We start from the raw sequence: 25,282 nt of genomic DNA, 5'->3' as shown, positions 1-25,282 counted from the left end.
CTAAAAAAACGAGTAAATACAATGGTTTAGAGAGCATTATAATTGTTAGTAAAAAAGGTACACATTTACAGGCAAAATGAATTTTATGGAAGAAAAGCAACACTATGGCTTGTTTGAATTTGCTATAATATGCAACAACTAGTGAAATTTATGATTTAAAAAATTCGGTTGGTGTTTTTCCTGTTTGTAATTTAAAATGCTTATTGAATGTAGATTTTGTATTAAACCCACAATCATAGGCTAGAGAAATCATAGTGAATTTTTTATTTTCTGCTTTAGAAGCTATTTTGATAAACTCATTTATTCGAAGGGAATTAATATAATTATAAAAATTCTTTCCTTCCATTTCGTTAATAACTTGAGATAAATGGTTAGGGTGTACTTTCAAACTTTTTGATAACTCTATTAATGTGAGTTCTTGATTTTTATAACATGAACTTTCCTCCATGAAATCTTTTAGAGCAGTATAGATCTCCGAAGCCATATCTTCATTTAATCCAGATTTTGCATATTTTTCCTTAGAACTATTTTTTTTAGGAATTTCAGTGGTATTTACTCTTTGATTTTCTGTAGTAAAGTCTTTTTCTGATGTATCGACTGTATCAGTATTAGAATAAAAAATTTTCAACTGATTAATTCCAAAAAAACCAATAAAGAGGACTAAGATAACTATTGCAGTATAGGTGACATTATTTTCAAAGAAAAGAGATAAAATGTATATAATACCATTACCAATTGATAAGCACTTTAACCAATGTAGTTCCTTTTTATCTGTATTTGAAAATCTATCTTTTATATTTTTTTGATGTTTGTTTATAATTATTAAAGACCAAATAGAATAGGTTAAACCTGATATTATTACTAACAAACCCTCTAGCAATACATACCATTCGAAACCTTCTCCGTTGTTTTGATAAACAGCTATTTTTTGTGCACCAGTTAATTTGTAAAAAGGAATTGCTAATAAAGTTAAGGCTATAGATGGTATGAAGTGTAGAAATATTGTGCTTTTTCTTTTAATTGTATTTCCAGTAATTTCAATAACATAGAAATACAGCAGAACTCCATGTAATACTGGTAAGGATAAACCAATGCCAAGCCAATGTGGATGCTCAAAAAAATAACCCGTCTCTAAAAAATAGCGTAATATTTGAAGTACAGAAATAAAAATGAGCCAAACAACAAGAATTTTATCAGCAGGTGATTTTTTCTTTTTTATTAATAGAAGTAGCGAAAGAAAAACAGCAACAAAAATTCCAAATATTAAAAACATGTAACTAACTTATTTTAAAAAAAACAAAGTAACGAAATAAAACATATTAAAAATAATAAACAATAAAATCGTAGCGTTTTTTAATGTTATCTCTAATTTTTCGTTTTCCAATAACCACAATAATGTTTAGAGATTAAAACGACCTTTATAGCCCTGACAGAAACAATATTCTATGAATGTGAAGCGCGAAACAATGACAAATTTAATAGACCTAAGGTGCTTTTTTCCAAATGATTTTATTCTCCTAAAAAATGATTTTTGATTTAAAGCAGAACAGGAATTGAATAAAAAATATTCAATTCCTGTTCTGCTAATCTATTTCAATAACTTATTTTGCCATTACAGCAGTATCTGTAAAATCTGTAAACAAACCATCTAGACCTAAATTATAAAAAGCTTGATATTCTAAAATTGGATTATTATGATAATTACTCAATAGTCTTCTGCCTTCATTTCTAAAAGTATAGGCATGGACTTGTAGTCCTCTAGTATGTGCTTTGGTTATTAGGTTACTTGGTGCAATTGCTTCCTTATCTGCATCGTTTATTTTTCCGTCTGCATTTAAGTCGTCTGCAATTCCGTCATTATTTGCATCTGTTCCTTTATAAGAAATGATAAAAGGTTTCCATGGTCCAACTCCATTTGCATAGGTTTTTACAAAATCTAAACCTGCATCGGTAGTAAAGAAACTATAGTCTCTTGTATCACCTTGTAAATGCCAATCGTATGGCTTACCGTAAGAGACTGTTTCACCTGTTGGCACATCAAAAATCAAGTCTCCATTTAATGCCACATCATAACAACTTAATAATTGGATAATTTTAACTGTAGATTTTGATCGAATATATTGCAAATTAGACACTTCAAAAGACTGCACATAAACTGGTGATGATTCATTATTCCAACCTGCTGCTGTTAATTCTTCTAATAATTTATCTGAAATTTTTAAGTTCAACGCTTCATGATAAGCAGGGTGTTTCGTTTCTGGATAAATACCAATTGTTCTTCCTAATTGTGCCGATTTTTCTTTCGCTAAAGCAATTACTTCTGCAAATGTTGGTATTTCATATAGGTTATTGAATTGTTGCGATCGTTCTGAGAATGCCTGTTTTGCCTTTAATTGCTTAATTTCTGCCAAAGTGAAATCTGAAACAAACCAATCTTCAACCATTGCTCCATCAATATCTTTAGTTGTTTTTTTTGAAGCAAAAGCAAGGACATCTGCAACATTTGTAGTTCCAGAAAGCATTGGTTCGTGTCTTACCACCAAAACGCCATCTGAAGTCATTACCAAATCGGGTTCAATAAAATCTGCGCCTAGTTCTATTGCCTTCGTATAGGAAGCTATAGTGTGTTCTGGTAAATAACCAGAAGCACCTCTATGCGCTACAATTAATGGAGATTTTCCTGAAAGTGTAGGGTATTTTGACACAGGAACTCCTTGGTCGTCGATAGCATCATCTCCATTACAAGCTATTGCTAACAAAGCAATCATTGAAAAAATTGAATTTCTTAGAATCATTTTAAAGTATATTTGTTTGTAGCACAAAACACTCTATTTTTTTCTATTTTCTCATTAATCAAGCGTTAAATATAAGTTATGAAATTAACTCCTACTCTTCTGTTCCCATTTCCATGCACTTGCTAAAGCATCTTCAAGAGAAAGATTAGCTTTCCAACCAAGAATATTATTTGCTTTATCTATGTTAGCATACGCTTCTGTAATATCACCTTCTCTTCTATCTACAATTTTGTAATTTAACTTATGACCTGATACTTTTTCAAAAGTAGTAATCACTTCTAAAACAGAACTTCCAGTTCCAGTTCCTAAATTAAAGGTTTCTACTTTTTCTAAATTCTGCTTGTTTAACAAACGTTTTAAGGCAATTACATGAGCTTTTGCTAAATCTATAACATGAATATAATCACGAATAGCAGTTCCATCTGGAGTAGGGTAATCGTTTCCGAATACTGACAATTCTTTACGTAAGCCTAAAGCTGTTTGTGTTATATATGGCACAAGATTTTGGGGAACACCAAGGGGTAATTCTCCTATTTCTGCTGAAGGATGTGCTCCAATTGGATTAAAATAACGTAATAAAATAGCATTTAAGCTCGTAACTTTAGCAACATCAGTAATTATTTCCTCACCTATTTGTTTGGTATTTCCATAAGGAGACATTGCTTCTTGAACAGCCGCGTTTTCAGTTATTGGCATTTTTTCGGCTTGACCATAAACAGTACATGAAGAACTAAAAATAAAATTCGCATCAGACAGTTCTTTCAATTCTTGTAAAAGATATACTAATGTATTAATATTATTTTCATAATACAACAATGGGTCTTCTACGCTTTCTCCTACTGCTTTTGATGCTGCAAAATGAATTACACCTTGAATATCATTGTGTTTTTTAAAAAAATTTTGAACAGATGTTTTATTCCGTAAATCTAACTTCTCGAATAGCGGTTTCTTTCCTGTTATATTAAAAATACCTTTTAAAACATCTTCAGATGAATTGGATAAATTATCTATAACAATAACTTCTAAACCTTCGTTTTGTAATTCTACAACGGTATGTGAACCTATAAAACCTAGACCTCCTGTTACTAGTATTTTCATTTTTTCTAAGAAAATGGAAAATGAAATAAAGAAAACAGAACAAAGAAAATAGATCTTTAGTACATCGTCTATATTCTTTGTTCTATTTTCTTTGTTCTTTTCTCTTAATTAAACAAATTCTAAAACAGAATCTGTTATAAACTTAATTTGTTCGTCATCTAATTCGGTATGCATTGGTAATGCAATTACTTCTTTACATAATTGATTGGTTACAGGAAAGTCTTCTTCCTTATATCTTGCATCTGCATACGCTTTTTGGCTATGTAACGGAATTGGATAATATATTGCACAAGGAATATCTTTGCTTTGTAAATGTGCTAACAATGCATCTCTTTTTCCATTTGTAATTCGAATAACATATTGGTGAAAAACATGACAATCACAGCTTTCACAAATTGTTGGCACCACTATGTTTGGATTTACACCCAATGCCATTGAATATTTTCTTGCAGCATCTTGACGTGCTTTATTGTAAGCATCTAAATGAGGTAGTTTTGCTTTCAAAACTCCAGCTTGTATACTATCTAAACGAGAATTTACACCAACGACATCATGATGATATCTTTCGTACATTCCGTGATTTACTATTCCTCTTAATGTATGTGCTAAAGCATCATCATTGGTAAAAATTGCACCACCATCTCCATAACAACCTAAGTTTTTAGATGGAAAAAATGAAGTTGAACCTACATGTCCTATTGCTCCTACTTTGGTTTTAGCCCCTTTTTTTGATGAATAAGTAGCCCCAATTGCTTGTGCGTTATCTTCAATTACATATAGGTTATGCTCGTTAGCAATTTCCATAATTGCATCCATATTTGCAGCACGACCAAATAAATGTACAGGAACGATTGCTTTTGTTTTTGGTGTTATAGCTTTCTTTATTGCCTCTAAAGAGATATTCATATTGTTCATATCTACATCTACTAAAACTGGAGTTAACTGCAATAAGGCAATCACTTCAACAGTAGCTGCAAATGTAAAATCGGCAGTAATTACTTCATCACCCGGTTTTAAATCTAATCCCATCATTGCAATTTGCAACGCATCGGTACCATTTGCACACGGAATTACATGTTTTACACCTAAATATTTTTCTAAATCTGCTTGAAATTGATGAACCAACGGTCCGTTTATATACGTATTTGTATCTAATACTTCTTGGATTGAAGCATTTACTTCTTCTTTTATTTTTTCGTATTGACTTTTAAGGTCAACCATTTGTAATTTTTTCATCTGAATAAATTTGGTAAAACAAAAGTAACAATTATTTTATGATTCGTAGCGAATGGTTTATGCTTTTTTGGTTTCCTTATTCCTGCTTTTCGTTGCAATACTTTTGGTAAAGTTTTAAACTTTAGCTAAGGCTGTTTTCACTACAAATAATAATTCAACGAATACAATTAAAACATATAACTTATGAGTTAATCTGGGCTAAATAGTAACTGTTTTTGTTAAATAAATTCCTTAATTTTGAATCTTGATTAAGTTTAAGGTTTATGAAGTGAAGAGTTGACAACTTTTTAAAAGTTATCAACTCTAGAAATATAAAAAATAAATGGCAAAAAAAGAACATTATTTTACTCGGTTTGAAGAGGAACGTATCTATCATGTTTATAATAGAACGATAGATAAAAAACCAATGTTTAAATCTGCTGAAAATTATGCTTTCTTCATTCGTCAATTTGATAAATATCTATCAGATTATATCAACATTTATGCCTATAATTTAATAGGAAATCATTTTCATTTCATGATTCAAATCAAAGATTTAAGTGATTTGACAAATAAAATAGTCAAAACAGATTTGACAACTTTTGAAAAGTTGTCAAATCTAGAAAAACCAAAAACTACACACGACATTGTAAGCCATCAGTTTAAAAAGTTTTTTCAAAGCTACGCTATGGCTTTCAACAAACAACACAGTCGAATTGGTACACTTTTTCAAACACCTTTTAAACGTGTAGAAGTGAGTGATGAGGAATATTTACGAGAATTAATTTGTTACATACATACAAATGCTCAAAAGCATCAAATTGTAAAAGACTTTAGAGAATGGAAATGGACATCCTATCACAAAATACTATCTGATAAAGAAACTAAATTATTAAAAAACGAAGTAATAGACTATTTTAATGACATAGAAAATTTCGAATATACGCACCTTCTTTTTGCTAAAAAAATTGAAGAAAAAGAACGAGATTTTTTTATTGAAGATTAAAAATATTTTGAACAAAACAGATTTAACAAACAGATTTGACAACTTTTTAAAAGTTATCAAATCTACACAATAACAACAAGATAAATGCTTTTTTTATACAACATAACAATACTTATTGCTTCCCAACTCTTAAAGCTAATAGTCCTATTTAGCCCTAAAATAAAACTTTTTGTAGAAGGACGAAAAAATGTATTTCCAACTTTAAAAGAAAGAATAAAACCAACTGATAAAACTATTTGGTTTCATGCCGCTTCCTTAGGTGAGTATGAACAGGGGTTGCCTGTTATGGAAAAAATAAAATTACACTACCCTACACATAAAATAATTGTTACCTTTTTTTCTCCTTCTGGTTATGAGGTTCGAAAAAACAATACTGTTGCAGATGTAACTGTCTATTTACCTTTAGACACCTTCGCGAATGTTAGAAAATTTATTAAACTTGCACGTCCGGAAATGGTGTTTTTTATTAAATATGAATTTTGGCCTAATTATTTGAATGCGTTAAAAAAACAAGGCATTAAAACCTATTTGATTTCTGGGATTTTTAGAGAAAAACAAGCTTTCTTTAAATGGTATGGTGGTTTTTATAGAAATGCTTTAAAAACTTTCGACTACTTCTTTGTACAGAATGAGAAATCGAAAAAATTAATTCAATCTATTGGTTTTTCTAATGTGAAGATTTCTGGTGATACTCGTTTTGATAGAGTTGTTGCCATTTTAAAAAGAGATAATTCATTGGGCTTTATTGAAGATTTTTTGTTTCTCGACTCCGCTCGAAATGAAAAAGCTAAAACAATCGTTATAGGTAGTTCTTGGCCAAAAGACGAAAATTTATTAATTGACTTTATTAATCAATCTTCTGATAATGTGAAATTTATTATTGCTCCACATAATATTAAAGACGAGCAAATTCAAGAATTAAAAAAATCAATTGTAAAGAAAACAATTCTTTTCTCGGAGAAAGATGCTATTCTGAAACAAGTTGATCATAAGAAAATATTGGACTATCAAGTCTTTATTATTGACACTATTGGTATTTTAACTAAAATCTATTCGTATGCTGATATTGCGTATGTTGGTGGTGGTTTTGGGAATCCAGGTGTGCATAATATTCTAGAACCTGCTACTTTTGGTTTACCAATTGTTATTGGCCCTAATTATTCTCATTTTGCAGAAGCAACTGCTTTAGTAAACATGGACGGATGTGTTTCGATTTCAAACTATACTGAATTGAAAAATACTTTCGATTTATTACTCCAAAACGAAGATGAACGCTATGAAAAAGGTCACATTTGTAGCACATTCGTTCAAATGAATAAAGGAGCAACTGATATTATTTTAAGATATTTGGAATAATGTTTGAAATTATTTATTATATAAACTATTGTACAAATTGGAGATCTTTAAGAAGGAATTTTCCAAGATTATATTTTGTTTTTATCTCATTTCAATTTCAAGTATATGTAATTCCATTTATATACCTATTTTATAAACTTAAAGAATTCAACATACTTAATTCTTTAAACATTTTCTTCTCCGATTCTGGAGACATTAATTTTTTACCTATTATATCTATATTGATTTACTTAGGTATTTATGATTATTTCACCTATTTTAAAAAAGAAAAAACAGAAATTATATATAAAAAATATACTGGAAAGTTTGAAAATTTAATTGATGGTTCTTTCCCTCTACTTACATTTATATCAATAGCTTACTTCTGGATTTTAGGCATACTAGAGCTTATTTTCAGAGCTCTAATATAGCTATAAACTCAACTTTTCTTTAAAAGCGCTAGATTGTCTTCTTGAAATTTCTACTTTTATTTCTTTAGGCAAATGCACTAATAAATTGCCACTAAACCAAGGATCTATTTGATTGGCATATTGAATATTTATAATTTGATTTCTATTGGCTCTAAAGAAAAATTCTTCTGGAAGTTTGGCTTCTATTTGATTTAATGATTTTGAAATAATCGCTTTTTCTTCTTTAAAAAAAACTTTTGTGTAATTCCCGTCTACTTCAAAAAGATAAATATCTTCTATTTTTACTAACCAACATTTTTCTCCGTCTTTAATAAAAATCTGATTGCTCAATGCCAATTTTTGTTGATTCTTTATCTCTTTTTCTTGGAGGTTATTTTTTACTTTTTCAATGGCTTGTGAAAACCTTTTGGCATTAATTGGCTTTAATAGATAATCTAAAGCATTATATTCAAATGACTTTATAGCATATTCATCAAAGGCTGTGGTGAAAATTGTTATGGGCACATTGTCTAACATTTCCAATAATTCGAAACCGTCCTTTTCTGGCATATTAATGTCTAGAAAAAGTAAATCGGGTTGTATTTTGTTTATCAATTCGAAACCTTCGTCTACGTTTTCTGCTTCACCAATAATTTCAATTTCTGTGTGTGATTTTATTAATTCTTTTAGCTCATTTCTTGCCAAACGAGAATCTTCAACTATTACTGCTTTTATTTTTTTCATTGGTCTAATTCATCGGGAGTTTAATTATTGCTCGTACTTCATTTTCATTTTCTTCTAAAGAGAATGAGGCTAAATTTCCATACAAAAGACTAATTCGTTCTTTAATATTTTGCAATCCTAATTGGGTTGAATTTTCATCTATAGTCAACTTTCCAGAATTACTTACTTCAATCATTAAATTATTATGGACTATATTGGTTTTTAATTTTACAATTCCGCCTTGTTTTAAATTAGCAATACCATGTTTTACTGCATTTTCTACTAACAATTGAATAACCATTGGTGGAATTTGCAATTTTAAGGTTGCTGCCTCGATTTGTTTTTCAAATTGTAATCGCTCTTCAAATTGAATTTTAGAAATTGCTATAAAATTGTCTACTACTTCTAATTCTTCTTCTAATGAAATAGCGTTGATATTATTTTTTGTTAAAGAATACCGTAACATTTCAGATAATCGTGTTATCATTTCTCTTGACTTTTCAGGATTCTCTAGAATTAGTCCTCTTATATTATTTAAGCTATTAAACATAAAGTGAGGATTAATTTGTCCTTTTAAAGCGTTTAGTTGCGATTCTTTTAATGAGGCTTCTAATCTTGCTTTTTCTACTAAATTTTCTCTCAATTGTTTTGTAGATTTTATTATGGTATAAAAAACTGTCCAAAGAAAGAAAAGAAAACAAACTACAATTACAAAAGCAATTTGATTGGGTGTTTTTTGTGATGGATGATCTAATACTTCTGGTCTTAAATAAACATAATTTAACATTAAATAATTATACAATCCTAACGTAAAATAGTATGTTAAAGCTGCAACTATAAATAGAAAAAATATTTTAAGTATTTCCCATAATCTAAAATCATTTAGATTTATCTTTTTATTAAAAACATATTTTAATCCAAATGAAATACTTACTAGGAAAAATATATTAACGGTATAGTCTAAAACTAATTGCCACTTTTCATAGCCTAAGTCATTTGCTTTTGGACTAACAATTTGCGGTATAATTTGTATACCAATTATGATACTCCAAATTATTATTTGATACAAAACAAACTTTTTATTATTACTCATTTTCATTCTTTTTATCCTCCTAATGCTTCTCTATAACCCGAAACAAATCCTGTCAAGAAAGCGATTAACAGCATTAAAAAAGCAACAACTACTAGAATGACTATAATTTTTTTAACAGCTTTGAATTCTTCATTATGTTTCATGTTATTGACTCTTTTCTTTTGAAAATATCCCTTTGACAAAATTAATCATCAAAGGAATATTATTCTTAAAATATTATTTTAAATTTTGTGCAAAGAAACCTAACATTGTTTTATATAATGCAATTGAGTTTTCTTCATGATAAAATCCGTGCCCTTCATTATATTTTACCATATATGGAACTTCAAATCCTTTTGCTCTCATTGCGGTAACAATTTGATCGGCTTCGTTTATATTTACTCTAGGATCATTTGCACCTTGCACTACAAATAACGGTTTATTTATTTTATCTAAGTTATTAATTGGTGAAACTTCTTTTGCTATTTCTAATTCTTTTGCGTCTTCCATATTGTACCAAATCTCATACATCATTGCTCTATATTTTTCCCAATATGCTGGGAATGTACTAAAAAATGTTTCTAGATTGGACACTCCTACATAGTCTACTCCACACTTATACAACTCTGGTGTTTTTATTAATCCCATTAGAGTTGCGTAACCACCGTGACTTGCACCATATATTGCAACATTATTTTCATCGACTAGTCCTTGTTCTATAACATATCGAACACCGTCTTCAACATCATCCATTGCTTTTCTTCCAATTTGTTTAAAACCTGCTTCAAGAAATTCTTTTCCATATCCTCCTGAGATTCTAAAATTAACTTGTAATGTTGCATATCCTCTACTTGCAAACAATTGCGTTTCTGGATTGAATCCCCAATAATCTCTTACGCCTTGTGGTCCGCCATGAGGATTTACTATTAATGGTACTTTTTTTCCATTCAGAGCTTCTTTGGGTAAAGTAATATAACCGTGTAATGTTAATCCGTCTCTACTTTTAAAAGTAATAGGTCTCACTTCTGCCATATCTTTTTCATTCAATTGTGGCATTAAATCGAATAACAGACTTGTCTTTTTTGTTTTTGCATTATATTCATAATACCTGCTATAAATTTTATCACTAGATACAACTAACAAATACTTATCTTCATTCTCTGTAACATCGGCAATACTAAACTGATTTCCTTTAAACTCTTTTGTCCAAATAGTATTTAAATCTTTATAGGTTTTACTAACAGGCTCTATAACTTGTTTTTCTCCATAATAACCTAGGTAATCAATTTCATAATTTCTTTTTCTTGACAAAGCAATTGAAGAAACATCGTAGGTTTTGTTTGAATATATTTCTTTAATTACTTTTTTCTTTTTTAAGTCATATAATACAATTCTAGACTTATCTGAGTCTAAGTTGGTCAACACATAAGCTTCATCTTTATTTTTAGACGCATAATTGAAACTTAAAATTCTGAAAGTACTTTTCCAATCTAACTGAAACAATAGTTCGAAATCTTTTGCTCCTTCTGGCTTATGAAAAATATGATTTTCTAATCCGTTTACAATTTTTGTATATCCACGCAAAACTCCATCTTTATCGAATTCATAACCTTCAACAGGGTTTTTAACATCTGTATTTGTAAATAACTTTTCTAAAGCTCCTGTGTTTACATTTACTTTATAGGGTTCGAAAACTTTTGAATTTTCTTTATTCATTGAAATAATTATGAAATCTTTTTGTTCTCTTAATCTATTTAAGAAATTAGCTTTTACGCCTTCAAAAGGTGTTAAATCGACACTATTTGTTCCGTCTATATTTACCGCATATATATGATAATTCTCATCTCCTCCTTTATCCATAACATATATCAACCTTGAGTCATTAATCCACCCATATCCTTTTATTAATTCCTCTTTTTCTTCTATAGCACGGTTAATTTCACCATTCGTTGTGTTTTTAACATACAAATGATTCTTTCCATCCTTATCTTTTTCCTGATAGGACAAGTATTTTCCTTCTGGAGACATTTGAAATCCAGATGCTTTTGGTTTTTGAAAATAATCTTCTACTTTATATTTATAATTTGCTTTATCAAAACCAGCAAGCTTGGCTAAAGCACTATCAGATGAAGGTAGACTTACATTTCCTGGTTTTTCTACGATTGTCTTTTTAAGATGTAACGGAAACTCCATGCCTCCTTGATAAAAAGTACCATTAACAACTTTATTTTCTAATTTTCCTTTGTATTTTATTCCGGCTTGAGTGAAAGCTATTTCTAAAACATTATTTTCAAAAGAAGTCTTGTCCATTGCAATCCCCATTGCTCCTTGAGAAGGACTATCCATTGTTGAAGTAATCTTTCCGTCTTTATTCTCAACATTGAATATTAAATCCAATTTTGTTCCTTGAACATCTAAAGTCCCTTTCCAAGAACCTTCAATTTGCGCATAACTATTTATTGCTCCTAGAGTGATTAATAGTATTGTTGTTATGTATTTTTTCATCTTATTTTTTAATTAATTAAACCTAGTATTAATTCAACTGTAAATCTTAAAGCTTTAACGATAAAGAGTACCATATTTTATATTTTTTTATTGTTCGTTCTATTTTTTTAGAAGAAATAGAATTTTACTATTTTAAAAGTTGAAAAGCCAACTGTGAAACCTATTACTGCTGCAATTATCAGCTTTTTTTTAATATCGAATTGTTTTATGTTTTTCATATTTATTTTGTTTTATTCTGTTTTGATATTTCAAAAGTAATTCAGAATTAAAGCTAATTTTTCTAAAAAATGATAAGTGGTAATTATTAATGATAAGTGGTTTGTTGTTCTTCGCTACTTTCTTCTTTTAAATTTTAAGTATAAAAAAAGCCTCCAACAAGCATTTAACTTAATTGGAGGCTTTTTTAAAACCGTACTCTATTATATATGATTAATTCTTCTTAAGTAGGATTTTTCCTTGACTAAACTGATAAGCTACATCTAAAAAAGAAATCATTTTTGACCAATTTTCTTTCGGTTCGAAATTATTTGCATAGAATTTCATTGTCTTAATCTTTAATAAGTTGCCTTCTAAAGTTGCCTTAGATGTAAAACCTCCTGTTTCATTAACAACATCAAAATTAAGAGATTCAATACCTTCTACACTATATCCTTCTGGTATTTTTAATGTAATAGCATCTGAAAAAGATCTTGGATAGCTCATAAAAACACTATTTTCTCTTATTTTCTCTTTTTCTTCAAGTGCTATTTGACCACCAATCATTTTTCCAATTTGAAGAATATAATTTGGTCCCGCTTTTTTTATTAAATCTTTATTAATTTTGAAAGACTCGTCCATTTCGAAGGCATCTCCTTTACCAAACCTTCCATTATTAACTATTTTAAAGTCATAATCTTCTAATTCTAATGAGAATTCATTAGCACTTAGTTTTTTAAAACTTTCCTTTTGTTTTTCTTTTAAGTTTAGAATTAAAGCATCTAATTCTTTTTCATATCTATCCTTGTCCTTTTTCTTTTTTACATAATCTAAAACAGAAAGTGACCCGTACTTTTCATAATCTTGATATACATAATCATAAAACATTAATCTTTCTCCTTGTTCATCTAATTTGTTTTGACCTAAGTTTTTTGACTTCTTTAAAACATTAATAGTTGAAAAATCATCAGAAATTGTTAAATCTATAACATCGGAAGTGTTATTCTCTTTATAGTTTGACTTTGGCAATTGTGTTGTTTCTATATCATCTATATGTTTTTGATCGGTTACTTTTAAGGCATATGCGTTTATACCTTCTAACTGAGAACTTATTATGTTTACAGTTGAATAATGATTGAATGATTCAATATAAATTGGGTTTTCAGTTTTTACTTTCAGTACGAATTCCGCATTACTTTCTAGTAGCAATTTACTTATGTCTCCATTATATCTATTGGAGCCAATTAGTATTTCGTAATCTATTTTTTCATTTTTTAAAAAGGCTGCAAAGTATCTTACAAACTCTTCTTCTTTATTAAAAAGTATAGGATTATATCCATAATAATTAAAAGCATTCATAATTTTAGCCTCTGAAAAAACATAAGCTTCAATATAATTGGTGAAAAATTTATGTCGAATGAAATAATACACCGCTTTTACTTTCTCTTCATCGCTTGCAAACGTTTTTCCTTTCAAGAATTGACTTACAAAACCTAGATCTCCATAAGGTCTAAACTTATCTGTATAGAACTCAAAAATATCTTCTTTCTTAATAATCGATTTTATTGAATCGGCTTCTTTAGGAATAAAAGCATATGCTCTTTTCTCATATTTACCTGTCCTCGCAAAGTTTACTTGAAACTTATAGGAAGGCAATTCTACAAAGGGATAAAACCAACGTTGACTTTCTTTTTTATCAACATCTTTCATATTAAAACTATACTTTCTTACTCTATCTCTATTTTTCTTTAAATTTAAATCTTCCTCTTTTAGTTTCGGTGCTCCATTAAATGTATTAAAAAGAATGAAAAAATCTTTTTCAGTATTCAATACAAATTGATAATCCATTATTGGATATATCTCATTTACTATATCTTCTACCGGTTCATAATGATACAAATCATTTTCACCCATTATTACATTCGTGTGAAAGTAATAATCTATAATATCTCCTTTTTCTAAATTTGGTATTGCTAATTTATTTTGATCGTCTTCTTCTATAACTTTTTCAGAATCTACAATTATCTCAGTACCATCTGGTTTTATAATTTTTACACCTAATGTAAACTTACTTTTTACAATACTTGTACCATAGCTTCTATAGCTATTATTTTTTTTATATTTAAACTCAGAATAATCACTAACAGCTGCCTGATCCAATAGTTTTATTTTTTCATGAATAATTCTTGTATATTCAATACTATTGTGTGGTCTATTATAAGTATAATCTATCGATTTTAATAAAAAGACGGCCGATTCGTTTTTCCATTTTTCAGGAATCTCTACTGTATTATTTGATGCTCCCCAAATCAAATCATTTAAAATTTCATTATCCTTTTTCGATTGGCTATAAATAATTGTACTTAGTCCGATACATAGGATAAGTAAAAAATTCTTTCTTTTCATTATTCTGTATTTATTATTTTATAAAGGTGTTCTACTTAAGTTGTTTTTTTAGATAATATCAATTGTTCATCATAAACAGCTCTTATATCTTTTAAAAGTGTATTCCATTCTTCGAAGTCTTTTGCTTCAATAACAGCATTTTGAAAAATGAATGATTTTTTATAATGCAACTTATTTTCTTTTAAACTAAAACTCACATCTATTTTATAATTTGATGTTTCAACATGTAAATCCTTTGGAATATTATTTACTTTGTATCCCGTTGGAATTTCTAAAACAATTTCAGTTGACAAATATTTTTTACAAGAAAACAAAAAATCGGTTTTTCTATCTTTAAAATCTAGGTAATCAAATTCTCTATCATAATCTAAATCAATATAAATCTCATCATTAAAAGAAGAAACTCTATTGTCTTGTGCTAATTTATAATCGATGATTAATTCTCCTTCACGTGATTCTATATTGGATGTCTTAATTTCATTTACCAATACATTCTTGTCTTCATTATTTAAGAAGTAATTTAACACGTTCTCTTTCTTGTCTGTTTTAACATTATTATATCGATTTAAAAAAGAGACTTTACTTTCTCCAACATAACCGCGTTTTGCTTCTCCAACTAGTGCGTTATTGGCTATTTTTGCATTAAAAACATATGTTTCTTTATTCTCTGAATAACTTCCAACAGGTACTTTATTCAAAATAAATTTATCACCATCTTCAATTAAAACTTCCTTACCTTGAATTCTATCAGCATAATCTCCAAAAGGGTTATATTTTTCAGTTCCATCTAAATAAATAAATTTTCCGTCTTTAATTAAAGTACAAATCATATGATTGTCTACAGAAAGAGAAGGTGTTGAATAATTATATGCGATTCGTTTCGTTCCAATCCAAGTCAATCTAGCGTCATATCCTGCTAATTTTAGCATCTGTTTAATTAAATTCGCCATCCCCTTACAATCACCGTAACGATTATCAAATACTTTTTGAGATTCTTCAGGTTTAAATCCAGCAATTCCATCCTCGAAAGCTATGTATCTAATATTATCCTGAACCCAATAATAGATGTTCTTAATTTTTTCCTCATCGGACGTAACATCCTTAGTCAACTCGCTAACTTTACTTTGTAGTTTAGTTGGCTCATCCTTCATCTGGTCAACTAATGATTTATACCATTTATACAGATCTTTAGTTTCATTAAAAAGAGCGTGACTTACGTTTTTAACTTTATATGATTTTGCTAAAATTAAAAGGTGTGGATATAAGTAACTTGGTCCAGGAGATTGCTGTTCTTTAAATCTTGCATTTATATTTTTAATTTTATAGACAATTGTTTTTTCTTCTGATTTCGGATTATCTATTTCTTCTTTTGAAATATCATAACCTTCGAAATTCATTTCCTTAAACTCTAAGTTTAACCAATTAGGAACAACAATTTTAATCTCTTTATTTAAAACCTGATATTCATCTGCAAAATAAATACTCGTAAAATATTTAATATCATTCGTTATCTTTTGTGATTCAAAATTATAAATATAACCTTGTACTGGGAATGAAATATTAAAAAACTTTACCCTTGCATCATGATGAAACAAGTCTTGATCTTTATATGCTTGATCTTTTACAGGCAGATAAACACTCTTATTATCTCTATAATTTAAATTAAACTTTAACACCGATGATTGCCCGTCATACATTTCATATTTTTGTATATCTGCACGAGAACTTATATTCATTAAAGATTCTTCAATAGTATGTAGAACAGTAATTTCTTCCTTTTTAGAATCCATTTTAAATTCTATCAATTCTTTTCCGTTTAACACAACTACATCTTCTTTTTCAAATTGTGCTTTTAATTCTTTTGCTTGATTTATATGTTCTGGAGTTGGGTCGATTTTTTTCTGGGAAAGCCCTAAAAAAGAAATAAATAAAAAAGGGAAAATTAATTTAAGCATTGTATATTTTTTTTAAGGTCACAAAGATAAATTGTTTTTTCTTACGACAGTAACATAATTTTATTCCTGTTCTTAATGCGTGAAAGCAACGAAACGTATCGTTTTAAAAAAAATAAAGACTAATACAATCCGTAATTAATTAGCATTTCTTTAGTTATTTGAAATTAAAAAAAAACGTAAATTGCAAACTTTATAAACTTTACTACTATGAAATTTTTAAGATTATTATTACTATTCATCGTTACTCCTATTTTCGCACAACAAGGAGGAATGTGGATTCCTTCTTTGCTTAAAGGAATGAATGAAAGCGAAATGAAAAATTTAGGCATGAAAATGAAAGCAGAAGATATTTACAACGTAAACAAATCGAGCTTAAAAGATGCTATTGTTCATTTCGACGGAGGCTGTACTTCTGAGATAATATCAGAAAAAGGCTTGTTATTAACGAATCATCATTGTGGTTATGATGCAATTCAAAGTCACTCAACTGTTGAAAGCGACTATCTACAGGATGGTTTTTGGGCTAAAGATTTAAGTCAAGAGTTAGCTAACCCAGGAATGGTTGCTTCTTTAATTGTTAGTATTAACGATGTTACTGATAAAGTACTAGAAGGCACAGTCGAACTTACTTCTGAAGTTGAAAAACAAAAGAAAATTCAAGAGAACATAAATGCTATTCAAAAAAGTTTCCCAAAAGAAGAATGGCAAGAAAACAAAATAAAAACTTTCTACGAAGGGAATCAATTTATTCTTTTTGTTACCGAAACATTCAAAGATATTAGGCTTGTTGGAACACCTCCAAGTTCTATTGGAAAATTCGGATCTGATACAGACAACTGGATTTGGCCAAGACATACTGGTGATTTTTCGCTTTTTAGAATTTATGCAAGTAAAGACAATAAGCCGGCAGAATATTCTAAAGACAACGTTCCCTATACTCCAAAACATTTCCTTCCTATTTCCTTAGACGGAGTAAGTGAAGACGATTTTACCCTTGTTTTTGGATTTCCAGGAAGAACACAAGAATATTTACCATCATTTGCAGTTGAACAAATAGTTAACACCTTAAACCCTGCAAAAATTGAGATTAGAGATGCTGCTTTGAAAGTGCAAGATGGTTTTATGAGAAAAGATAAAGCTATAAAGATTCAATATGCCTCTAAATATGCACGAATTGCAAATTATTGGAAAAAATGGATTGGTGAAAAGCAAGGTTTAGAAAAGTCTAATGCCATTCAGATTAAACAAAACTTTGAGAAAGAATTTCAAAACAAAGTTATTAGCCAAGGAAGAACTGCACCATATGACAATTTATTAAAAGGCTTCAAAAACAACTATGATGAAATTGCAGAATATGCCTTAGCTAGAGATTATTTTCAAGAAGTTGTACTTAGAAACACTGAGCTTTTAAGTTTTGGTTTTAAATTATACCAATTAGAACAATCACTAAGCAAAGGTGAGCAAGCATTCAATGATAGAAAAGAGAATTTAATTAAAGATCTTGAAGAGTCATACAAGAACTTTAATGCAGAAGTAGATGAAAAGGTTTTTGAACAATTAATTGCTCTTTATGGAGACAAATCGCCTTTTGCTCCTGAAGCTTTAAAGAAAGAAAGCTACAGTAAATTAACTAGTGAGGTTTACAAAAAATCTAAACTTACTTCTTATAATAGTCTGAAAGATCTTTTAAAAGGTGATGTAAAAACAGTTATCAAAAACTTAAACAAAGACAGTGGTTACGCATTAGTTAAAATATTATCTGATAATTATTTTACAAATATTTCTCCTCGCTATGAAGAATTAAATCTTCAAATTGCTGCGTTGCAAAGAGATTATATGAAAGCACAATTAGAGTTATTTCCTGAATCTCGTTATTTTCCAGATGCAAATAGCACATTAAGAATTACCTATGGAAAAGTTAAAGGATACAATCCGAATGATGCTGTTTATTATGAACCTGTAACGCATTTAGAAGGAATCATGGAAAAATATATTCCAAATGATTATGAATTTGATGTTCCTTCAAAATTAATTGAACTATACAAAGCTAAAGATTATGGACAATATGCGGACAATGGAAAAATGCCTGTATGTTTTATAGGAACAAATCATACTACAGGTGGAAATTCTGGAAGTCCAGCAATTGATGCAAATGGAAATTTAATCGGTTTAAATTTTGATAGAGTTTGGGAAGGAACTATGAGTGATATTCATTATGATCCAGAAATTTGTAGAAACATAATGGTAGACATTCGCTATGTTTTATTCATTGTAGACAAGTATGCAAATGCGCAAAATCTTATTGAAGAAATGAAATTAGTTCACCCTAAGAAAGGGAACAAGAAATCTAAAAAAAGAAAATAGATAATTAGCTAATAAATTGGCACGCAATTTGCTGATTACTAAGAAAGAAGCAAGGTAAAAAAAAAATAAAAAAAAAGTACAAAAAAGTTTTGTCGAATCGTTTTTTTTATATCTTTGCTTCGAATTAATAATTAACCTTTTTATAATTTAGTAAGATGAAAAAAGTTGTTTTAAGTTTTGCATTAGTTGCAATGATGTTCGTTTCTTGTAAAGAAACTGAAGCTACTCCAGAAGTTGTTGAAGAAACTGTTGAAACTGTTGAAGCTACTCCAGAAGTAGTTGAAGAAGTTACTGCTGAAGTTGTTGACACTACTGCTGCAAAAGTAGAAGAAGTTGTTGAAGAAGTTAAGAAATAATTTCTAGCTAACGCAAACTCAAAGAAAATTGAGCTCCAACTAAGTTGGAGCTTTTTTTATACTTTATAATTAAAAAAATAGAATAAAAAAACTAATTAGCCTTTTCTTCTTCACCAAAAACATCTGCAAAAATATCATCACTAGTAGAAAAGTCTAAAATTTCAGCCATAGATCCATATTTCTCAATCTCATTGATTCCTTTTTGCAGCATTAGTTGTGTAGAATATTTACGACTAATAGCAACTTGTCTATCTTCAAAAATAATTCTAAAGAAAAATTTACCATTTCCAGAACGAAATCTCATGTAAACTAAGTTTTCAAGATTTGCTTTCAATCTCACGATTTCTTCTTCACACTCAAATCGTAGTTCAAAACTATTACTAGTAAAAATAGTCTTCCCTTTCCTAGATGTTAATTCATACTTATAAAGACCATTTAGTCTTTTAGTTATTACAAATGTTGCCATATTCAATATTCATTAATTGCAGTTTTGCAAAATAAGAGTATTGTCTACACATTTCAATAAAAAAATGCTAGAAGTTATTAATAATTGCTAGAATTTCGCATATGCTTTTGAAAGCTAATCATATAATTCTTGAAAAATATTTTTTATTAAACAAAAGAACAGTTTTACATTTATTTGAAATTAAGCAAACCAACCTGTTGCTTTCTCATTCTAAATTTGGAAAAACTTATAACATCTTTGAACTGAAGATAGATGTTATTCTCTTTTACATATTTAAAAGTAACACCTGGCTTTTCACCAAAAGAATGACCCGGATAAATCAAAGTTTCATCTGAACAAGATTCTCTGATTCTCTTTAGACTTTCATATAATTCATTTACATTTGCCCCATCTGACTTGCACTCTCCACATCCTTCAACAAATAATGTATCACCTGTTATTAAATGCCCATTGATATAAAAACAACTACTTCCTTTCGTATGTCCTGGTGTAACCCAAGTTTCCACTAATAAGTTTCCTAAATAAATTTTTTGATTGTCTTTAAAAGTTTGCAAATTATCACGATAAAAATTATAGTAGTATGCCTCATCCTTACTAATCCATATAGGAATATTATACAGAGTGCCGAAGTCAAATGCCAAATCAACATGGTCATGGTGTGCATGAGTCAGCAAAACTCCTTTTGGAATTAAATTGTTCAGTAATATTAGGTCTTTTATTTTCTTTAAATCCCAAGCTGGATCTACCAAACAACAATATTTAGTAACTATATCTACAATCAAATAGCAATAATTAATCATACCTGAATTATTAGTTACCCTAATTGTAATAATTTTTACTTGTTCAGCTATATAAACCTCCTGAATGTACATATTTAATTTATTCGATTTAAAAAATTATGAATGAGTTTTTTATGATTTAACACACAGTATCTGGGCTTTTCCAATGATTCTGAACAAATAGACAAGCAATAGCCAGAAATTCCTTCTAGAAAATCAAACCGAGGAGAATCATTATTTTCGGAACGAATTAAAGAAGGAGGCTCATTTGTATAATCAATTGCAAAAGAATCTAATTTCTCGTAGAATCCCTTCCCTAAAAACTTCATATAACTTTCTTTCAATGTCCATAGTTTACAAAAACTAAAATCCTTATCAGCTTCACTGTATAATAAATGTACTTCCTCAGTTGCAAAAAAGCTTTCTGCAATTTCCAAATCAAAATTTCGAATTCTTTCAACATCTACTCCTATTGAATGATTTGAGAATGCCACTACAATCCATTCAGATGAATGAGATACGCTGTATTGAAGATTTAGATCATGACTTTTTAAAAATGGTTTCCCAAATTCATTTATATCAAATACCAATTCTTCATTTCTTGCTAAGTATTCATTCAAAATAGTTTCTCTAATAATAATTTCTGCCAATAAACCTCTCATTCTGTCTTTCACATCTCGGAAACGTAACAAACGATTCTTTTTATCTTCTGAAATACTTTCTAAAATAAGTTTTTCCTTTTCCAAATCCCATTCATAGGAATTTGGAAGAGGAACTAATATTATTTCTTTCAAATTACGGTTTTTAATTTTTCTGTGATTTGTTTTATCCGTTCCTCTAACAACTGAGTAGTTTCATCCATTAGAAAAATAGCTATTTCAGCAACATAACGCTGTTTCCAGTCCTCGAAACGAGTTCCTTTTACCCACTGATTAAAAGCCCCTAATGCAGGACCACACCAAACTTGGAAATCAACAATACTCTCTTTATCTCCTTCTAATGCTAATTTGCTAGATCTAGAAAAATACCATTTAAAAATAGAAGCCATCTTTTGTTTTTCGCTCTTTACTTCAAAATCAAGTTTATACTTAGTATGATAGATCTTGACTTCCTCATATACATCTTGTAAACTTTTTTTAAAATATTTTTCTTCCAACAGATTTTTAGTTTTTTCATCTAATTCATCTATAGAATTATACCTTCTATATAGTTCATATAGCTTATTTGCTCTTGCAGGAAAAAAGACTCCTTTTTTTAACACTTGCACCTTTGAACCTAATTCAAACATATCACCTGCTGGAGAATATCCTGTATCCTGAACATTCATTGTTGCTAATAATTCTTTTACTGCCTCACTAGTTCCTGCTTCAACTGTGCATTGATTTATGGATCCCGTTAATATGAAATCTGCCCCGAGCATAAAAGCAGCAGCAGCTGATTCGGGAGTTCCTATTCCTCCACCTAAACCTATCCTTATATACTCTGGATACTTAACTTCACTTTCTAGTTCATTTCTTAATTCTTTAATAGCAGGAAAAACAGTAAAGACAGATCTTTGATCTGTATGACCACCAGAATCTGCTTCAACACAAATATCATCTGCCAGAGAGACAAACTGACTAAGATATGCCTGCTGACTAGTTATTAATTCTTCATCTAATAATTGATTTACTAAATTTTTTGGAGGTGGAAGTAAAAACTGTTTTGCTATTTCTGGTCTGCTTATTTTTGCAATAATCTTATTTTCACAAATAACATCTCCGTTCTCCTTTTCTTTTAGTCCTTTTAAACGAAATAATACTAACGCTTTTGATGCCTGAATATAGGCTGACACCTCAATTACACGAATTCCATAATCGAGATACATTTGAATTGTTTGGTACTCTAATGGATTGTGTACTAAATTCATACCATAAGGATATTTTTCTCCTAATTCACTTTTCAAGAATAAAATCGTTTTTTCTACTGTTGAAAGTGGTAATCCTCCTGTTCCAAAAAATGATAAGAACCCAGATTTCCCCATAGCAACAACCAGCTCTTTCGATGCTATTCCATATGCCATACCACCAGTTATATATGCATATTTTACATTATAATCTTTCTTAAAAGACTCATTCCCTAACTGTTGTGCTTTTGTTGAGTTTTCACTAAGTTGATTGGTCTCATAATACGTTTCTTCTTTATCTTCTACAATAACTAAAGGAGGTGCTTCTAATTTAATTTTAGCAACTAAACCTGTCAATACATTCCCTGGTCCTGACTCATAAAAATCTGTGACTCCCATTCCCATCATGTATTGAATTGTATCGTTCCATAATACAGGTTTCGTTATTTGATCTCTTAAAAAATCCTGTACGTTTTCTTCATATATTCTTGCTGTTGTATTTGCTACAACTGGTATTTTTGAGTTTTCAAAAGAAAATTGTTTCAAATACTTCTCAAAACTATTCGCTGCATCTTGCATTAAAAATGAATGAAAAGCACCACTTACGTTTAAAATAATGTATGCTCTGCAACTTGAGATTTCTTCAAAAATGGATTGTGCTCGGATAATTTCTTTTTTTACTCCTGAAACAACTATTTGAGAAGGAGTATTATAATTAGCTATAGTAATCTGCTTTTCTAAACCATTATCTATAAGAATTTGTTCTATTTCTTTTTTTTGAAGCCCTAAAATGGCTGCCATACCTCCATTTTTAGCCTGACTCATAAGTCTACCTCTCTCTTGAACTAATTTTAGCCCCGTTTCAAAATCAAATACCTCAGCTGCAAACAAGGCAGTATATTCTCCTAAACTATGACCTGCGACAAAATTTGGAATATTTCCTATTTTTTTTTCATTTAAATATTCTAACGCACTAACCACATATATAGCAGGTTGTGTATATTGAGTTTCCTGTAACAGTTCTAATGGATCATTTATACATAGGTCTTGAATTGAATATCCTAAAATATCATCGGCTAGAGCTACTTTTTCGGGAAAAAGATCAAAAAGATCCTTTCCCATTCCTTTATATTGTGATCCTTGACCAGGAAATAAAAATGCTTTTTTCATTTATTTAAGTTTTATTAATTATAACATCGGTTAATTAACACATTCATTACAATACATACTAAGTCTAAATATTCAAAATACTAGTAGTAATTCTAATTTATTCTCGAGGCACTATTTCAATTTCCAAACCTTTTGGTCTAAGCAAAAAATCAAAATATTCTTTTATTTCATAATCTTCGTCTTTAGGTGGAAGTATTTTAAAATTCTTTACCATCATGGAGGCAATCAAAACCATCTCAATTAATGCTAAAGATTTCCCTATACAAAGTCTTGGACCATAACCAAAAGCAAGATTTAAATTAGAATTAGGTTTAAGAGTGTATTCTCCATTTACAACATCCAACCATCTTTCTGGATCAAAATCATTATGATGTTCTATTTCATAACGTTTCATGTCAGATATCCTATTCATTACGACCACAATAGTTTTTTCTGGAATCATAATATCACTTACAATTGTATCTTCATTTGCCTCAAGTATTACAAAGGGAGTAGGAGATTTAAGCACCAAAGTTTCTTGTATTACTGCTCTTAGATATGGAAATGCATTCAAAATATGATTTTTATCTCTAGGTAAATTTTCATTCTTTAAAACTGAAACTGCTTCCTGATGTACTTTCTCCTGAATCTCTTGATGACGCGACAAATAATAAAACATCCATGTAAGAGCATTTGCAGAGGTATCTTCCCCTCCTAACATTAACAATAATAAATTATTGGTTATCTCTTTATCTGATAATTTACGTTTTGATCCTTCCTCGTCTCTAGCAATAATCATAGTTTCCATTAACCCTTTAACTTGAGAAAAATCAGTTATATTTTCGAGCTTTTTTCTTGCTTTTGCTATTAGATCATTAATCTCACCCTCAATCTTTTTCATAGCCATATCTAATTTATGGTCTTGAGGAAATTTTATGAGCTTCCAATATGGTACTGGAGTATTAAGACGTCTATAAATAGCAGAAAAAACGATATCGATACTGGCATGAAAGGTATCGTCTTTTTTTTCTATAGTATTCAAATCCTCATTGAAGAGATGAATACTGGTAATATCTACAGAATATCTCTTTAGATCAGCAGTTATGTCAAAAGTTTTTTCCTTTTGGCATTTATCTTTCCAATAATGCATCAACCGTTCAGTTATGTCGCTAAATTCAGGAAAAAACAATTCTAAAGAACGATTATTAAATGCTGGAGCCAATGCAGTCCTTAAGAGTCTCCATTCAGCTCCTTCTGCTGTTACAATTCCATGAATTCCCATTTCATTAAATATCTCTCTTACTTTACTGAACCTCCTAAAAGCACCTGGTCTATTACGCATAATCTCCTTTACAGATTCGGCCTCATTAAAAACTACTACTGGTCTAGAAAAAAATTTCCAAAAATAGGGTTCTCCAAATTTCCGACTCCAATCTTCTAACACATTATTAAAGTCTTTAGGCGGTGTTTTGTGAGCATTTCCGAATAGAGGAATAGCCTTTGGACTCGGCAAATCTTCTAATGTTCTTATTTTTTCTTGAACACTTTCTGTTTCTTGCAATTTCATT

Annotated in this window: 20 protein-coding genes; 5 read left to right on the top strand and 15 right to left on the bottom strand. The window is 29.4% G+C overall.

Annotated features, from left to right (window positions below; genetic code table 11):
* Window positions 1–148: 148 nt before the first annotated feature.
* The 4 genes from L2Z92_RS09525 to L2Z92_RS09510 form a co-directional block, all read right to left on the bottom strand.
* Window positions 149–1,273, bottom strand: a complete 1,125-nt coding sequence (locus L2Z92_RS09525) for a helix-turn-helix domain-containing protein (RefSeq protein ID WP_236458615.1) — start codon at window positions 1,271–1,273, stop codon at window positions 149–151.
* Between the two features lie 328 nt (window positions 1,274–1,601).
* Window positions 1,602–2,795: a glycerophosphodiester phosphodiesterase gene (locus L2Z92_RS09520; protein ID WP_236458613.1), complete on the bottom strand. Its 1,194-nt coding sequence runs from the start codon at window positions 2,793–2,795 to the stop codon at window positions 1,602–1,604.
* A gap of 84 nt (window positions 2,796–2,879) precedes the next feature.
* Complete coding sequence (gene galE / locus L2Z92_RS09515) at window positions 2,880–3,893, bottom strand: UDP-glucose 4-epimerase GalE (protein ID WP_236458611.1); 1,014 nt, start codon at window positions 3,891–3,893, stop codon at window positions 2,880–2,882.
* A gap of 108 nt (window positions 3,894–4,001) precedes the next feature.
* Window positions 4,002–5,129, bottom strand: coding sequence for a DegT/DnrJ/EryC1/StrS family aminotransferase (locus tag L2Z92_RS09510; RefSeq protein WP_236458610.1), 1,128 nt, complete (start codon window positions 5,127–5,129; stop codon window positions 4,002–4,004).
* A 322-nt stretch (window positions 5,130–5,451) separates the two neighbouring features.
* Here L2Z92_RS09510 and L2Z92_RS09505 point away from each other — a divergent pair, with 322 nt between their 5' ends.
* The 3 genes from L2Z92_RS09505 (at window position 5,452) to L2Z92_RS09495 (ending at window position 7,880) form a co-directional block, all read left to right on the top strand.
* A complete protein-coding gene (locus tag L2Z92_RS09505) occupies window positions 5,452–6,114 on the top strand; it encodes a hypothetical protein (RefSeq protein WP_236458608.1) in 663 nt (220 codons plus the stop codon).
* A gap of 84 nt (window positions 6,115–6,198) precedes the next feature.
* On the top strand, window positions 6,199–7,470 hold the full coding sequence (locus tag L2Z92_RS09500) for a 3-deoxy-D-manno-octulosonic acid transferase (protein ID WP_236458607.1): 1,272 nt from the start codon (window positions 6,199–6,201) through the stop codon (window positions 7,468–7,470).
* Window positions 7,470–7,880 carry a hypothetical protein gene (locus L2Z92_RS09495; protein ID WP_236458605.1) on the top strand — a complete coding sequence of 137 codons (411 nt, stop codon included), beginning with the start codon at window positions 7,470–7,472 and terminating at the stop codon, window positions 7,878–7,880. The genes L2Z92_RS09500 and L2Z92_RS09495 overlap by 1 nt, the downstream gene beginning before the upstream one ends.
* Here L2Z92_RS09495 and L2Z92_RS09490 read toward each other — a convergent pair whose 3' ends face one another.
* The 6 genes from L2Z92_RS09490 to L2Z92_RS09465 all read right to left on the bottom strand — a co-directional run bounded on the left by L2Z92_RS09490 (window position 7,881) and on the right by L2Z92_RS09465 (window position 16,715).
* A complete protein-coding gene (locus tag L2Z92_RS09490; protein WP_236458603.1) occupies window positions 7,881–8,603 on the bottom strand; it encodes a LytR/AlgR family response regulator transcription factor in 723 nt (240 codons plus the stop codon). It lies immediately after the preceding gene.
* 4 nt (window positions 8,604–8,607) lie between these two features.
* Window positions 8,608–9,675, bottom strand: coding sequence for a sensor histidine kinase (locus tag L2Z92_RS09485; protein WP_236458602.1), 1,068 nt, complete (start codon window positions 9,673–9,675; stop codon window positions 8,608–8,610).
* An 11-nt stretch (window positions 9,676–9,686) separates the two neighbouring features.
* A complete protein-coding gene (locus L2Z92_RS09480; protein WP_262913009.1) occupies window positions 9,687–9,818 on the bottom strand; it encodes a hypothetical protein in 132 nt (43 codons plus the stop codon).
* A gap of 73 nt (window positions 9,819–9,891) precedes the next feature.
* On the bottom strand, window positions 9,892–12,159 hold the full coding sequence (locus L2Z92_RS09475; RefSeq protein WP_236458601.1) for a S9 family peptidase: 2,268 nt from the start codon (window positions 12,157–12,159) through the stop codon (window positions 9,892–9,894).
* Window positions 12,160–12,588: 429 nt separating this feature from the next.
* Window positions 12,589–14,760 carry a DUF3857 domain-containing protein gene (locus tag L2Z92_RS09470; protein ID WP_236458599.1) on the bottom strand — a complete coding sequence of 724 codons (2,172 nt, stop codon included), beginning with the start codon at window positions 14,758–14,760 and terminating at the stop codon, window positions 12,589–12,591.
* Window positions 14,761–14,795: 35 nt separating this feature from the next.
* Entirely contained in the window at window positions 14,796–16,715 is a 1,920-nt protein-coding gene (locus tag L2Z92_RS09465; protein ID WP_236458598.1) for a transglutaminase-like domain-containing protein, read from the bottom strand.
* A gap of 207 nt (window positions 16,716–16,922) precedes the next feature.
* On the opposite strand from L2Z92_RS09465, the gene L2Z92_RS09460 reads away from it, so the two are divergent.
* Window positions 16,923–19,079 carry a S46 family peptidase gene (locus L2Z92_RS09460; RefSeq protein WP_236458596.1) on the top strand — a complete coding sequence of 719 codons (2,157 nt, stop codon included), beginning with the start codon at window positions 16,923–16,925 and terminating at the stop codon, window positions 19,077–19,079.
* Window positions 19,080–19,234: 155 nt separating this feature from the next.
* Window positions 19,235–19,435, top strand: coding sequence for a hypothetical protein (locus tag L2Z92_RS09455; RefSeq protein ID WP_236458594.1), 201 nt, complete (start codon window positions 19,235–19,237; stop codon window positions 19,433–19,435).
* A 91-nt stretch (window positions 19,436–19,526) separates the two neighbouring features.
* Here L2Z92_RS09455 and L2Z92_RS09450 read toward each other — a convergent pair whose 3' ends face one another.
* The 5 genes from L2Z92_RS09450 to L2Z92_RS09430 all read right to left on the bottom strand — a co-directional run bounded on the left by L2Z92_RS09450 (window position 19,527) and on the right by L2Z92_RS09430 (window position 25,281).
* Complete coding sequence (locus L2Z92_RS09450; protein ID WP_236458593.1) at window positions 19,527–19,901, bottom strand: YegP family protein; 375 nt, start codon at window positions 19,899–19,901, stop codon at window positions 19,527–19,529.
* Window positions 19,902–20,071: 170 nt separating this feature from the next.
* Window positions 20,072–20,773 (bottom strand): MBL fold metallo-hydrolase, encoded by a 702-nt coding sequence (locus tag L2Z92_RS09445; protein WP_236458592.1) that lies wholly within the window; start codon window positions 20,771–20,773, stop codon window positions 20,072–20,074.
* 2 nt (window positions 20,774–20,775) lie between these two features.
* Window positions 20,776–21,474 (bottom strand): 4'-phosphopantetheinyl transferase family protein, encoded by a 699-nt coding sequence (locus L2Z92_RS09440; protein ID WP_236458590.1) that lies wholly within the window; start codon window positions 21,472–21,474, stop codon window positions 20,776–20,778.
* A complete protein-coding gene (fabD, locus tag L2Z92_RS09435; RefSeq protein ID WP_236458588.1) occupies window positions 21,471–23,735 on the bottom strand; it encodes an ACP S-malonyltransferase in 2,265 nt (754 codons plus the stop codon). The genes L2Z92_RS09440 and fabD overlap by 4 nt, the downstream gene beginning before the upstream one ends.
* A gap of 97 nt (window positions 23,736–23,832) precedes the next feature.
* The gene (locus tag L2Z92_RS09430) at window positions 23,833–25,281 is read right to left on the bottom strand and encodes a cytochrome P450 (RefSeq protein ID WP_236458586.1); all 1,449 of its coding nucleotides are present in this window, start codon (window positions 25,279–25,281) and stop codon (window positions 23,833–23,835) included.
* Window position 25,282 lies beyond the last annotated feature (1 nt).

It is taken from the genome of Flavobacterium jumunjinense (genome assembly GCF_021650975.2).
In the GTDB taxonomy this organism is placed as follows: Bacteria; Bacteroidota; Bacteroidia; order Flavobacteriales; family Flavobacteriaceae; genus Flavobacterium; species Flavobacterium jumunjinense.
The sequence above is the reverse complement of the archived record's forward strand: the minus strand, read 5'-3'. Positions and strand labels throughout refer to the sequence as shown.

Bases quoted from the DNA above. Each gene is read 5' to 3' on its own strand.
- L2Z92_RS09525 (WP_236458615.1), bottom strand. From the start codon at position 1,273: ATGTTTTTAATATTTGGAATTTTTGTTGCTGTTTTTCTTTCGCTACTT.
- L2Z92_RS09520 (WP_236458613.1), bottom strand. From the start codon at position 2,795: ATGATTCTAAGAAATTCAATTTTTTCAATGATTGCTTTGTTAGCAATA.
- galE (WP_236458611.1), bottom strand. From the start codon at position 3,893: ATGAAAATACTAGTAACAGGAGGTCTAGGTTTTATAGGTTCACATACC.
- L2Z92_RS09510 (WP_236458610.1), bottom strand. From the start codon at position 5,129: ATGAAAAAATTACAAATGGTTGACCTTAAAAGTCAATACGAAAAAATA.
- L2Z92_RS09505 (WP_236458608.1), top strand. From the start codon at position 5,452: ATGGCAAAAAAAGAACATTATTTTACTCGGTTTGAAGAGGAACGTATC.
- L2Z92_RS09500 (WP_236458607.1), top strand. From the start codon at position 6,199: ATGCTTTTTTTATACAACATAACAATACTTATTGCTTCCCAACTCTTA.
- L2Z92_RS09495 (WP_236458605.1), top strand. From the start codon at position 7,470: ATGTTTGAAATTATTTATTATATAAACTATTGTACAAATTGGAGATCT.
- L2Z92_RS09490 (WP_236458603.1), bottom strand. From the start codon at position 8,603: ATGAAAAAAATAAAAGCAGTAATAGTTGAAGATTCTCGTTTGGCAAGA.
- L2Z92_RS09485 (WP_236458602.1), bottom strand. From the start codon at position 9,675: ATGAGTAATAATAAAAAGTTTGTTTTGTATCAAATAATAATTTGGAGT.
- L2Z92_RS09480 (WP_262913009.1), bottom strand. From the start codon at position 9,818: ATGAAACATAATGAAGAATTCAAAGCTGTTAAAAAAATTATAGTCATT.
- L2Z92_RS09475 (WP_236458601.1), bottom strand. From the start codon at position 12,159: ATGAAAAAATACATAACAACAATACTATTAATCACTCTAGGAGCAATA.
- L2Z92_RS09470 (WP_236458599.1), bottom strand. From the start codon at position 14,760: ATGAAAAGAAAGAATTTTTTACTTATCCTATGTATCGGACTAAGTACA.
- L2Z92_RS09465 (WP_236458598.1), bottom strand. From the start codon at position 16,715: ATGCTTAAATTAATTTTCCCTTTTTTATTTATTTCTTTTTTAGGGCTT.
- L2Z92_RS09460 (WP_236458596.1), top strand. From the start codon at position 16,923: ATGAAATTTTTAAGATTATTATTACTATTCATCGTTACTCCTATTTTC.
- L2Z92_RS09455 (WP_236458594.1), top strand. From the start codon at position 19,235: ATGAAAAAAGTTGTTTTAAGTTTTGCATTAGTTGCAATGATGTTCGTT.
- L2Z92_RS09450 (WP_236458593.1), bottom strand. From the start codon at position 19,901: ATGGCAACATTTGTAATAACTAAAAGACTAAATGGTCTTTATAAGTAT.
- L2Z92_RS09445 (WP_236458592.1), bottom strand. From the start codon at position 20,773: ATGTACATTCAGGAGGTTTATATAGCTGAACAAGTAAAAATTATTACA.
- fabD (WP_236458588.1), bottom strand. From the start codon at position 23,735: ATGAAAAAAGCATTTTTATTTCCTGGTCAAGGATCACAATATAAAGGA.
- L2Z92_RS09430 (WP_236458586.1), bottom strand. From the start codon at position 25,281: ATGAAATTGCAAGAAACAGAAAGTGTTCAAGAAAAAATAAGAACATTA.